We start from the raw sequence: 13,306 nt of genomic DNA on the forward strand, positions 1-13,306 counted from the left end.
TCACAGGCTCAGCTCAACCTTTCTGAAAGCTGTTGCAACAACTCATCTTCGGTCAGCTCGTCGTAGGTATCACCGCCGCCGGCGTCCGCCTCTGAGGCGTGGGTAGCGGCCGCCGCGACGGTCTCGGCCAGCTCCGGCAGCACGGTGGCCAGGTAATCGGTCAGGCTGTACACCGTCGGGTAGTCGAAAACCACCGAGGCGGGCAGGAATTCGCCCAGCGTCTCGGACAGCGCGCGCTGCAGCGTCACGCTCATCAACGAGTCCATCCCGAGCTGGAAGAAGCCGGTCGACGGATCGAGCGTCTCACCGGCGTGCAGCCCCATCACCCTCGCGGCCAGCGCGCCGACCTCGTCGAAGAGCATGTCGAGTCGCCGCTCGGGCGGGCATTTCCCGAGGGCCTTGCGGAACTCGCTCTCCGGCAACGCCGCCTCGCCGAGAACCGGCAACAGGTCCTCGACGATGCGCAGCGCACCGCGGGTGCGGTAGGCCGCCGCCAGCAGCGGCCAATCCGCCGCCACCACAACGGTTTGCACGCCGGCGGCGGGGTTGATCGCGGAGGCCAACGCCTCGATGGCCACCTCGTCGTCCATGGGCTGCAGGCCGGATTCGGTACTCACCTGGCTTGCGTCCTGCTGCGCATCGGCCAGGGACTTCCACAGGCCCCAGGCGATGACGGTCGCGGGCAGCCCCATCAGGCGACGGGCGTGGCCCAGGGTGTCCAGGAAGGCGCTGGTGGCCGTGTAGTGGCCCAGCCAGCGCGACCCGGTCAGCCCCGAGATCGACGAGAAGGAAACAAAGTGCCGCACGGGGTGTTTCAGCGACAGCCGGTGCAGCAGCCGGGCGGCGTCCAGCTTGGGTCGGAACATCGCGGCGACGTCGTCGTCGGTCATGTCGCTCAGCAGCACTGGCCCACCGGCAAAGGCAGCGAGGTAGATGCCCTCCAAAGCGGGCAGGTCCGCTCCGAACCGCTCGAACAGTGCGCTCATTGCGACGGGGTCGGCCGCGTCCGCGGCGACCTGAATGAGCGTTGTTCCGGTCGCCGCGAGGCTTTCGGCGAGCTCCGCCAGCTTGGTGCCTGGGTTACGGGACACAGTGACGATCGTCTTCGCGCCCATCTTCGCCAGTTGACGGATCAACTGCGGTCCGATGTTTCCGGTCGCGCCGACCACCAGCTGACTGGTGTCGTCGCTGAGGGTAACCGGCGGCGTTGCGGCGGTTAGCCTTTGCAGCCGAGGCGACCGGCGCAGCCCCGACCGATACACGACCTGGTCTTCGCCGTCACCGCTGTGGGCCTCGGCGCGTACGTACGAGGCGGCCAGCACGGGCGGCACGGACTCGTCGAGATCGATGACGCCACCCCAGATCTCGGGGTGTTCGAGCGCCAGCGTGCGGCCCAGCCCCCACAGCACCGCGTGGGTCGGGTTGGCTCGCTCGCCGTCGGCGACGGGCTGCGCGTTGCGGGTCAGGATGAACAACTTCGGTTGTGACGGACTCGCCAGCAGGGTCGCTGCCACCCGCCGCGCCGTGTGGAACAGGTCGTAGGCCGACTCGACGTCGTCGGGATCGGCGGGGGAGGGAGGTGCGTACAGCACGTAGTCGGCCTCGGCGAGTTCGCCGGGCAACGCGTCGCCTACCGCGTCGCCTACCGAGCCGGCGACACCGCCGAGCTCTGCCGCCAGCTCTGCTGCCAGTTCGGGGTCGCCGAGCACGAGCCAGCTGGCTGCGCCGGGGTGTTCGGTGCGCTGCAACGGGACGGCCGGCCATTGCAGCTGGTAGCGCCAGCCGTGGAGCACCGTGTGCCCGGCCGTGGGAGACGCGACGGTCGGACCCAACCGCAAGGCGGGGTTGGAGTCGGAAAGCCAGTGTCGGGTGTGCTGCCACGGGGTGCTGGGCAGCTGGGGGTGCGGCTCGGGCGGGTGCGGGGTCTGTGGCGGCGCGGTCCGGGTGGCGTAGAGGTTGGTGCGGAAGGTGACCGTGTCGTCGGTGTCGCGTTGCAGTGTCCCGACGCTGAGGTGTTCTTGGCCGCCGAGCGTGTCGTCGATGGCTTGGACCAGCAGCGGGTGCGCGCTGACTTCGATAAAGGTGTGGTGGCCCGCCTTCTCGGCGGCGTGCGTGACAGCCTGTTGGAAGCGCACCGGGTTGCGCATGTTGGTTGCCCAGTGCTCGGCATCGAAAGCCGGGCGGGTCTCGAGGTCTTCGTAGGTGGTGGAGATGATCGGGATGGTCGGCGTCCGGGGGCGCAGATCGGCCAATTCCGATCGCATCGCGGGCTGCAGCGCATCCATCGCCGGATTGTGCGGCGCCACTTCGATGTTGACCCGGCTGGCGAACCGATTCTGGCCCCGCACCCGTTCGATCAACTCGTCGATCTGCTCGGTGGGCCCGGCGATCACCGTCTGGCGCGGGGAGTTGTAGATGCCCAAGGTCACCTGCGGGTAGTCGGCGATCAACGCCTCGGTGGTCGCCACGTCAAGCCCGAGCATCGCCATGCCGCCCTGTCCCGACAGCGGAGCCATCAACCGCGAGCGGGTGGCGGTCACCCGTAGCCCCTCGGCGGGCGTCAACGCCCCGGCCACCACCGCGGCCGCGACCTCGCCCATCGAGTGCCCGATCACCAGGTCGGGCTGCACACCGTGGGAACGCCACAGCTGCGTCAGTGCCAACTGCATGCCGATCAGGCCGAGCTGTATCTGCTCGATGCCAACCAGTTCCTTGCCCTCGGCCACCACCTCGCGCAGCGAGAAGCCCGCCTCCTGGACGAACACCGGCTCGAGTTCGTCCAGTGCGGCGGCGAAAGCCGGTTCGTCGGCCAACAATTGGCGGCCCATTCCGGCCCATTGGGAACCGCGGCCGGAGTAGACGAAGACGGTGCCAGGTGCCCCGTCCTGGGTGGCATCTCGGGGGAGCACCACCCCGGGCGCGTGCTGGCCGGCGGCCAAGGCGCGCAGGCCGGCGATGGCCTGGCCGCGGTCGCGGGCGACGACGGTGCCGAACTTGGGGTGTCGGGCGCGGTGATGGTTGAGCGTGTGGGCCACGTCGGCGAGCGGCGTCGCCGAGCCGGGGCCCTCCAACCAGTCGGCGAGCACACCCGCCGTCGCGGCCACCCGCTGCGTCGACTTGCCGGTCACCACCAACGTGCAAACCTCTGTGCTGTCGGCACTTCCAGCTACCGGCGCCAGCTCGGGACCTTGCTCGATGATGACGTGCGCATTGGTACCGCCCAATCCGAACGACGACACCGCGGCTCGGCGCGGCCCATCGGCGGCCGGCCACGCGGTGTTCTCGGTGGGGACAAAGAACCTGGTCGATGCGGCGTCGATGGCCGGATTCCATTGCGAGAAATGCAGATTCGGTGGGATCTGGGCGCGTTGCACGGCCAGCGTGGCCTTGATGAAGCCGGCGATACCGGCCGCCGCCTCGGTGTGGCCGATGTTGGTCTTCACCGCGCCCAGCGCACACGGGCCCTGGGCGTTGTCCTTGACCAGGCCGTAGGTGCCGGCCAGCGCCTCGAACTCGATGGGATCGCCCAATACAGTGCCGGTTCCGTGGGCCTCGACGTAGTTGATGCTTTCGGGAGCGAGATCACCGGATCGCAGGGCGTCGGCGATCACGTCACATTGCGCAGCGGTGTTCGGCGCGGTGACGCCGTTGGAGCGGCCGTCCTGGTTGACCGCCGAACCGCGCACCACCGCCAGCACGTGGTCACCGTCGCGCACCGCGTCGGTCAACCGCTTGAGCACCACCACGCCGGCGCCCTCACCGCGCACGAAGCCGTCGGCGGCCCCGTCGAATGCCGCGCACCGGCCGTTGGGGGACAGTAATCCCCAAGCGGAGATGGCGATTTGGGTCTCGGGACGCAGCGTGATGCTGACCCCGCCGGCCAGCGCCAGATCAGTTTCCCGCAGCCGCAGACTCTGACAGGCCAAATGCACCGCAACCAATGACGACGAGCATGCGGTGTCGACGGCCACCGAGGGGCCGCGGAGTCCCAACAGGTACGAAATGCGGCCGACGGTGATGCTGTGGGCGTTTCCGGTTCCGCTGTAGGCGTCCACGCTGTCCGGCGTCGCGGCGAGCATCGACTGATACTCGTTGAAGTAGACGCCCATCATCACGCCGGTCCGGCTGCCGCTGAGGGAATCCGGTGGGATTCCGGCGTTTTCGAGGGCCTCCCAAGACACCTCGAGCAGCATTCGCTGCTGCGGATCCATGGCCGCGGCCTCACGCGGTGTGATGCCGAAGAACTCGGCGTCGAAACCCGCCACGTCGGGCACGAAGCCGCCCCACTTGGTGGTCATCCGGCCGGGTGTCAGCGGGTCGGGGTCATAGAACGCGTCCGCGTCCCACCGGTCGGCCGGTATGCGCGAGATCGCATTGCGGCCCTCTACCAGCAGATCCCAGAAGCTATCCGGGCTGTCGACATCGCCGGGGAATCGGCATCCGATGCCCACCACGGCGATCGGCTCCGCCACGGCGACGCGGGAGATCTTGGTGAATTCCTCGGTAAGGATCGCGCGCTGCTGCGCGGTCATACCGGAAATCCGGCTGAAAGCGGTTCGCATTACGTAGACCTGTCGGCCTCGGGGGAACTCGATTCGATGCGGTCAAAGAGGCTGTCCAGCACGCTGCCCGCCGACGAGGAGAGCAGAGCCATCGCGTCGTCTTCCGGATCGGCGGACGGCGCAACACGTTTGGCCAGGTAGCTGGCCAGGGCCGCCACCGTCGGGTGGTTGAACAACATCGTCGCGGACAACTCGATGCCGACGAACTGCTCGGCCTCGCGTCGAATCGCCATCGCCATCAAGGAATTGAGACCGAGCTCGGCAAACGGCCGGTCGGTGTCCAACGCGGATTCGGCAATACGCAATTCGGCCGCGATGATCCGCCGCAGTCCCTCTTCGAGCTCGTTACGCACTTCGGCCGCCGACAGACCGGACCAGTCGCGTGCCGGCAGCAGGTAGCTGTCCGAGCCGCCGGACCCGTCGGCTGCAGTCGGCACGGGCACGACGACCACTTGCGTGACGTCGTAGCCGTCGGCGAATTCCCACGCGGTGAACGCCTCGGCGGGCGTGATGGCTCGCGAACCCATGCGCTGCAGCTCTTCGCTGACGATCTGGGCGTCGGCAGCGAACCCGAGGCCCTGCCATGCCACCCAGTCCAGGCTCAGGGTGTGGCAACCCTGTTGCCGGCGGGTCCGCGCCAGGGCGTCCAGGTAAGAATTCGCCGCGGCATAGGAACCCTGTCCCGGGATGCCGAAAATGCCTGCCGCGGAGGCGGTCAGGAAGAAGAAGTCGACACTGCCCGGCGGGAACGCCTCGTGCAGCACCTGGCTGCCGGCGATCTTGGGCCACAGGACCCGCCGCACCGCGTCGTCGGTCATGTTCGTCACGAGTTGATCGTCGGTGACGCCGGCCGCGTGGATGACACCCCGGATGGGTACGGCCCCGTCGCGGTCACGCCGGTCCAGCAAGGACAGCACTTCGTCGCGGTTCCCGATGTCGACGGCGACGGCTTCGACCGTCACACCGCGCAGCTCCAGGCCGCGGATCGCGTCGATCTTCTGGCGCAGCCCGGCGTCGAGGGTGTCGAGATCCCACTCCCGCCGCGGTGGCAGGGGCGTGCGGCCGGTCAACACCAGACGACGAGCGCCGCGATCGACCAGCCAACCCGCCATCAACACACCGAGGGCACCCAGGCCGCCGGTGATCAGATAGGCCGCGTCGGGCCTGCAGTGCAGCGGTGCTCGCCGCGGCCCGCCGCTGATCGGCGCCAACGAGGGGGCGAGGACTTCCCCGTCGCGCACCACCAGGATCGACTTGCTGGGTGCGCCGAGCAGAGTCTCGTCGAATTCGTCGTCGGCCGCGAGATCGACCAAGCCGCCCCACAATTCGGGGTGCTCGGCGGCGATGACACCGGCCAGTCCCCACAAGAAGCTCTGCCGCAGCGCGTCGGGGGACACCGACTCGTGGACCCCGCGCGTGAGAATCCACAGTGACGCTGGTTGCTGCGGATCCCGTTGCGCCAACGCGCGTACCAGGGCGGTGATTTCGGCGGTGACTCGGACCGCGTAGTCGACATCCGCCTCGGCTGGTGCATCGGCCTGTGCAGGCGCCCGGTACACGACATAGCGCGCCTCGGACACCTCGTTCGGTGCGAAGCCCGACTCGACCACGGCAACAGACGCCGGATCGACCTGCGCGCCGGCTGGATCTGTCCGGGGTTGCCAATCGATGGTGTGTACGAACTTCGTTGCATCGGTTGACGTTTGGGTCGGCTGGGTGTCAGCCAAGTCCAACGCCCGATAGCGCAGGGACCGAATCGACGCCCACGGTGCTTCGCCGCGAGGCGCGACGGTGACGTCGACGATCACGCCGTCGGCGTCGGAAGCGTTGCGCTGCAGCGTCAGCGAGCCTCGCGTTGCCGCTCCGACGCTCTTCAGGTCGGTCACGGACACGTGCGCGATGCTTTCCGGCACGTACAAGCGCGTATCACTGACGTCAGCGAGAGCGCCGACGAGGATGGCGGCGTCGAGCAGTGGCCCGACCGATCCGTCGGGCAGTGCATCGGGAAGCGCGACCGTGGCCGCCAGGGTGGTGAGGCCCGGTGTAGTTCTCCACGAAGCCAGCGACCATTCGAAGGCCACGCCGTCGACGCCGCGCAGGGCGAGCAGGTCGGCCACGTCGGGGATCGGTTCGCTGTGACCGTTCTGGTTTGCGCTGGCGGAGCCGGTCGAGACGGCGGTCGCGGCCGAAGCCGGCGCAAGCTGCGCGACAGCGTGTCGCGTCCACGAGTCCGGCGGCGTGTCGGTGGCCGGACTCGAGGCCAGGCTGACCGACTGTCCGTCGGCGAAGACTTGCACCACCCGCGGTTGGGTGAGGAAAACGGGTTGCTCGAACCGGACATCGGAAAGCCCCGAGAAGCCCAATTCCACTGCAGCACAAAGCATTGTGTGCAGCACGACGGATGCCGGGACCACCTCGGTGCCATGGAACAGATGCCGGCCGGGGTATGGCCTGGCGTCTGGTCCCAGCCGCGCTTGCCATAGGTGAGAGGGCGGGTTCGACACCACGTCGGTGCGCTGGCCCAGCAGTGTTCCCCGCTGCGGTGCCGATCCAGCGACGCTGTTCGCACGCTTGGTGCTGAGCCAGTGGCGGGTGTGCTGCCAGGGAGTGGTGGGGATGACGGGATGGGGTTCGGGGGGATGAGGGGTGTTGGGCGGATGCGCGGTGTGAACGGTGTTGAGGTTGGTGTGGAAGGTGATGGTGTCGTCGGTATCGCGTTGCAGCGTCCCGATGCTCGTGTACTTCGTCCCGTGCTGGGCGGTGTGCAGCGTGTCGATGATGGCCTGGGTCAGCAGCGGGTGGGCGCTGATCTCGATGAAGGTGTGGTGAGAGGTTTCGGCCCCGCCGCCGGCCCGGGCGATCGCCTGCTGGAAATGGACCGGGTTGCGCATGTTGGTGGCCCAGTGCTCGGCGTCGAAGCTCGGGGTGCGGTCGAGGTCGTCATACGTGGTGGAGATGATCGGAATCGTCGGGTTGCACGGCGCCAGATCCGCGAGTTCGGAACGCATCGCCGGCTGCAGCGCATCCATGGCCGGATTGTGCGGTGCCACTTCGATATTGACGCGGCTGGCGAAGCGGTCCCGGGTGCGGACCCGGGCGATCAACTCGTCGATCTGCTCGGTGGGCCCGGAAATCACGGTCTGCCGAGGTGAGTTGTAGATCCCGAGCGTCACGTCGGGATAGTCGGCGATCAGCGCCTCGGTGGCTGCCGCGTCGAGCTCGAGTAGGGCCATGCCGCCCTGGCCGGACAACGGCGCCATCAGCCGGGACCTGGTCGCGGTTACCCGCAACCCCTCCGCCGGGGTCAATGCGCCGGCCACTACGGCGGCAGCCACCTCGCCCATCGAGTGCCCGATGACCAGATCGGGGTGGACCCCGTAGGAGCGCCACAACCCGGTCAGCGCGAGTTGCATGCCGATCAGGCCGAGTTGGATCTGCTCGATGCCGACCAGCTCCTTGCCGCCGGCCAGCACGTCGTAGAGCGAGAAGCCGGCCTCGGCGACGAAGATCGGATCCAGCTCATCGACCATAGCGGCGAAAGCCGGCTCGTCGGCGAGCAATTGACGGCCCATGCCGGGCCACTGCGAGCCGCGGCCGGAGTAGACGAACACCGTGCCCGGACCCGGTTCGCCGTCGCGCGGGCCCACCACGCCGGGCGCGTGTTGGCCGGCCGCCAGCGCCCGTAGCCCGGCGACTGCCTGCGCGCGGTCTCGGGCCACGACGGTGCCGAACAATGATTGCCGGGACCGGTGGTGGTTGACGGTATGGGCGACGTCGGCAAGCTCCACGTCGGCGCCCGCGCCCTCCATCCAATCGGCCAGCACCCCGGCCGTCGCGGCCACTCGTTGCGATGTCTTGCCGGCGATCACGAGGGTGGACAGCGCGGTCGGCGGACCCGGCTCTTGGTCCCGCTCGGTTGCCCCGAGTACCTCCTGGCCCTGTTCGAGCACCACGTGGGCGTTGGTCCCGCCGAATCCGAACGACGACACACCGGCCCGCCTGGGGTGGCCGGTCTCTGGCCAATCCAACTGCGTGTCAACAACTTTCAGTCGCAAGTCATTGAACGGTATGTGCGGATTGGGACTCTGGAAGCGTTGGTTCGGCGGAATCTGGCCGCGTTGCACCGCCAGCACCGCCTTGATGAAACCCGCGATTCCGGCCGCCGCTTCGGTGTGGCCGAGGTTGGTCTTGACGGCGCCGATGAGCAGGGGAGCCTCGGGCGGACGTCCCCGGCCCAGTACGGTGCCGAGGGCCCGGGCTTCGATCGGGTCGCCCAAAAGCGTTCCGGTGCCGTGGGCTTCGACGTAGTCGACCTCGTTGGGCTGCATCCCCGCGTTGGTGTAGGCGGCACGCAGCACGGCCATTTGGGCCGCGGGGTTCGGCGCCATCAGCCCGTTGGAGCGCCCATCCTGGTTCACCGCCGAGCCGCAGATGACCGCCAACACTCGATCGCCGTCGCGCTGGGCATCGGTCAGGCGCTTGAGCACCACCACCCCGGCGCCCTCGCCGCGCACAAAGCCGTCGGCCGCCGCGTCGAACGCGCGGCAGGCGCCGGTCGGGGACAACGCGCCGACCTGGTCGAAGCCACGAAAAACCGCCGGGGACAACAGAAGATTGACACCCGCGGCGATCGCCAGCTGGGAATCCTGGGTCCGCAGGCTCTGGCAGGCCAGGTGGATGGCCACCAACGACGACGAGCACGCGGTGTCGACCGCCACCGAGGGGCCGCGCAGGTCAAGGAAATACGACAGCCGGTTGGCGATGATGCTCATCGCGCCACCGGTGTTGCTCCAGCTGTCGACCTGCGACAGTTCGGTGGCCGCGATCGCGCCGTATTCGCTCAGGCAGGATCCGGCGAAGACCCCGGTCTGTGAGCGTCGCAGCGAGCTGGGCGGAATCCCCGCGTGCTCCAACGCTTCCCAAGCCACTTCCAGCAGCAGGCGCTGCTGCGGGTCCATCTTGTCGGCTTCACTGGCGGAGATCTCGAAGAATTCCGCGTCGAAGGCGTCGATGTCGGACAGGAACGAGCCCCACCGGGTGGTGCGAGCGAGTACCGCCGCTTCCTCCGGGGATCCGCCCTCGAACGGCTGCCAGCGCTCGGCCGGCACCTGCCCGATCGAGGAACGGCGTTCACACATGAACTCCCACAACGCATCTGGGCTGTTGATCCCGCCCGGGAAGCGGCACCCCATCCCGATGACGGCGATCGGCTCTTCGAGCGAGTTGCGTGCCGGACGTTTCTGTGCGGCTTCGGATGCCGGATCCGGTTCGGGCGCGGTGAGGTAGGCGGCCAGGGCGTTGATCGTGGGGTGTTCCCAGAAGTCGATCGGCGACACGGGTTTGCCCAGCAGTTCGGACAACTCGCCGGACAGCACGACCGCGTCGCGGGAGCTGACGCCGAGGTCGGCCAGTGACAGGCTGGGGTCTACCTCATCCGGCGTACAGCCGATATTGGTCACCAAGTAGTCGATCAGCCAATGGCGAAGGTCGGCTTCGTCATTGATGCTGGCCGTCATACGCTCACGTCCAGGCGTTTGAACCCATCGCTTCGATAACGCTCGACGCAGGCTGAACGCCGGATCTTGCCGCTCGTGGTGATCGGGATGGAGCCGGGGGCCACCAGTACCAGGTCGGCGACCCGCAGACTGTGTGACTTCGAAATCGCGTGCGTGACTTCCCGCTTCACCGTGCGCAGAGTGTGCGCGGCCTCTTCGGCCGAAGCGCCGCGCCGTTTCAGTTCGATGATGGCCACCAGTTGCTCGGTGATGTCGTCGGGCACTGCAATAGCGGCCACCCGTCCGCCGGTGATCTCCTGGATCGTGGCCTCGATGTCGTCGGGGTAGTGGTTGCGGCCGTCCACGATGAGCAGGTCCTTGATGCGGCCCATGATGAACAGCTCACCGTTGGACATGACGCCGAGGTCCCCGGTCCGCAGCCACGGGCCCTCGGGAGTTCCCGGCACGCGATTGACCAGCTTGGCGTTGAAGACACGTGCGGTCTGCTCGGGCTTGCGCCAGTAACCCATGGCCACATGGTCGCCGTGCACCCATATCTCACCGACGGTTCCGGGCGGGTTCTCCACCATGGTCTCCGGGTCGACGATGCGCACCGCCGACGGGTCGGGCGAGCCGTAGGTGATCAGCTCGGTACCGAGGGTGCCTTCCGTGCACGGCCTGGCCTGACCGGCCGCGAGGTGCTCGTAGTCGAAACGGACCGTCCGGGGCGGAGTGCCTGGCTCGGGCGCCGCGACGTAGAGGGTGGCTTCGGCCAGACCGTAAGAAGGACGTACCACCGTCGGGTTGAGGTTGAACTTGGCGAATCGCTCCGTGAAACGCCGCACCGTCGCGGCATGAATCCGCTCGCTGCCGCTGACGATGCCGACCACGTCGCCGAGGTCGAGTCCCTCCATGTCCTCGTCGGAGGTCCGGCGCACGGCCAATTCGAAGGCGAAATTCGGTGCTGCGGAGAAGGACGATCCGGTCGTGGCGAGCAGTTGCATCCAGCACGCCGGACGGCGCAGGAACGACATCGGACTCAGCAACACCGCGCGTCGGCCGGCCACCATCGGGGCGCAGATGCCGAGAATCAGGCCCATGTCGTGGAAGAGCGGCAGCCACGACACCACGGAGCCGTCCGGAATCTTTGACAGGTCGCCAAAGTACCCGTACAGGCTCTGCGTCACATTGGCGAGAACGTTCTTGTGCGACACAATCACACCGGCTGGCGTACGCGTCGAACCCGACGTGTACTGCAGATAAGCCGCCCCGGAGGACAGTTTCGGCAACTCCGCCGACTGAGGTGGGGCGTCCAAGTCGAGCAGATCGACTTCAATGACAATCGGGGCCGGCTGCCCATTCTGCGCGCAGGCGTATTTAGTCACGTCGCCGACTACGGAAGACGTCGTGAGAATGGCAACCGGTGTGGAATCGCGCAGCACCGCCGAAACGCGATCGTCGTGAATCCCGTATTGCGGAGTGGAGAGCGGAACGGCGATGAATCCGGCTTGTAGCGCGCCGAGAAATGAAATGATGTATTCTAGGCCCTGCGGCGCCAGAATCGCCACTCGGTCGCCAGGCACACCGCAGAGTTTGAGCTCTTCGGCGATGATGCACGCGCGGCTGTAGACCTGCGCCCAGGTCAGGTTCTCAGCAAAGCCCTTAGGGTCGATGCCGTAATCGAGGAAGGTGAATGCGGTGGTGTCGGCCTGCTGCTCAGCCCGCCGCTTCAGCAAAGCGGGAATGGATGAGTCGGTCACCGGCATCGCGCTGTACTCCCCTTCGTTGGCTCAGGATTGTGCTGAGGTGTACACCTGGTGGACCGCCTGTCTGATCGCGCTACAGGGCTTCCAATCACTGTGAAGCCTGCCGGTCTGAGCTGACCAGGCTGCTCTGCCGGTTACGCAGATGCTTCATCGAAGCACCTCGTCGTGCCGCCAGATGACCGCCCCTAGACTAACCCCGTTCCCCTTATAAGTAGTCCGTGTAATAAAGGAAATCATCTACTGGGCCGGGAGCGGGCGGTATTGGCAGAATCCACATCCTTCCCACAGCCATCGACAATGCGATTGTGCGGGATATCGGTGGGCTCGAACCGCGTAGTTGGCGCTTCTACCAGGCATTTCGTCGCAATCTACTGTGATTTTTGTGTTCTGTGGTGCCACAGTGACAGGTGATTCCCAGGGTGACTCGTGAGGCGTTTTTCTGGGACGATGGTGCCAGCCGTTTGGGACTGGCGTCCCGTTGTGATCAGGCTAACACTGGATCGGCCACGCAGGTCCGGCTGCCCCGGAAGGCGATCTGCGGACATCTCGCGGCCCATGTCGTGCCACCTCGCCCGTGACTCCCCTCCGGCTCGGTGCTAGTCGGCCGAGGCGAGTTGGGCGACCAGGACCCCGCCTGACGGCCACCCGGCCCCGGGCAAGGAACTTGGCCACCTGGCTAAGCCGGATTACCCGTGCGGGAGGATGCGGTCCTCGATTTCTCCTGCCAGTTCCGGCAAATGATTATTGAGATAGAAATGGTCGCCGGGGAACTCGCGGAGGGAGAACTCGGCCGTCGTCCGGTCGCCCCACGGCTCCATGTCGTCACGGCTGGCAATCCAGTCCTTGTCGCCGATGAAGGCATAGATCGGGCAGGTCAGCTTGGTTTCCGGCGGGCAGGTGTAGCCGGCGATGGCACGCACGGCTCGCAGCGTCGGCAGGATTCCCACCCGGAACTCTTCGTCGGCGAAAAAGTCTGGACTGGTCCCGGTCATGCGGGCCACCAGGTCCAGCATTTCGTCATCCGTGAAGCCCTTTAATTGCTTGTACTTCACGTACCCCGGCGCCGAACAGGCCGACACAAAAAGTCCCAAATTGCGGTATCCCGCGGTCTGAAATCTCAGCGCCACTTCGAAAGCAACCATTCCGCCCATGCTGTGCCCGAAAAACGCGACAGGAACGTCACGCCGCGCGGACGGCTTCATCATTGCGAAGATATCGTCGGCAAGGCCGGGAATGCTTTCCAGCGGCGGTAATCCGGAACGTTCGCTTTGGCCGGGATATTGCACCGCAACCCGCTTTATGTCGCCGGAGAATTCGCGAGAAAACTGCACATAATCTTTCGCCGTTCCGCCGGCGTGGGGAAAGATATACAGCGTTGGGGCAGTCATCGCTTCATCGCTATTCAATCGCTATTGCGGTTGTTCGAGCTCCCGTGCACCGGGCCACCATACCTGGGCCACGCGGCAGTCAACGCCGACAACGG

At 66.8% G+C, this 13,306-nt stretch carries 3 protein-coding genes and 1 pseudogene; all 4 read right to left on the reverse strand.

What is annotated here, in order from left to right; genetic code table 11:
- Positions 1-8 precede the first annotated feature (8 nt).
- The 4 genes and pseudogenes from G6N68_RS08255 to G6N68_RS08270 all read right to left on the reverse strand — a co-directional run bounded on the left by G6N68_RS08255 (position 9) and on the right by G6N68_RS08270 (position 13,294).
- Positions 9-4,562, reverse strand: coding sequence for a type I polyketide synthase (locus tag G6N68_RS08255; protein WP_163710234.1), 4,554 nt, complete (start codon positions 4,560-4,562; stop codon positions 9-11).
- On the reverse strand, positions 4,562-10,078 hold the full coding sequence (locus tag G6N68_RS08260; protein WP_163710236.1) for a type I polyketide synthase: 5,517 nt from the start codon (positions 10,076-10,078) through the stop codon (positions 4,562-4,564). The genes G6N68_RS08255 and G6N68_RS08260 overlap by 1 nt, the downstream gene beginning before the upstream one ends.
- Positions 10,075-11,823: a long-chain-fatty-acid--AMP ligase FAAL26/FadD26 gene (fadD26, locus tag G6N68_RS08265; RefSeq protein WP_163710240.1), complete on the reverse strand. Its 1,749-nt coding sequence runs from the start codon at positions 11,821-11,823 to the stop codon at positions 10,075-10,077. The genes G6N68_RS08260 and fadD26 overlap by 4 nt, the downstream gene beginning before the upstream one ends.
- Before the next feature lie 686 nt (positions 11,824-12,509).
- Positions 12,510-13,294, reverse strand: a pseudogene (locus G6N68_RS08270) (thioesterase II family protein).
- Between the last annotated feature and the right edge of the window lie 12 nt (positions 13,295-13,306).

Origin of the sequence: Mycobacterium bourgelatii (assembly GCF_010723575.1) — a bacterium.
GTDB lineage: Bacteria > Actinomycetota > Actinomycetes > Mycobacteriales > Mycobacteriaceae > Mycobacterium > Mycobacterium bourgelatii.

Bases quoted from the DNA above. Each gene is read 5' to 3' on its own strand.
- fadD26 (WP_163710240.1), bottom strand. From the start codon at position 11,823: ATGCCGGTGACCGACTCATCCATTCCCGCTTTGCTGAAGCGGCGGGCT.
- G6N68_RS08255 (WP_163710234.1), bottom strand. From the start codon at position 4,562: ATGCGAACCGCTTTCAGCCGGATTTCCGGTATGACCGCGCAGCAGCGC.
- G6N68_RS08260 (WP_163710236.1), bottom strand. From the start codon at position 10,078: ATGACGGCCAGCATCAATGACGAAGCCGACCTTCGCCATTGGCTGATC.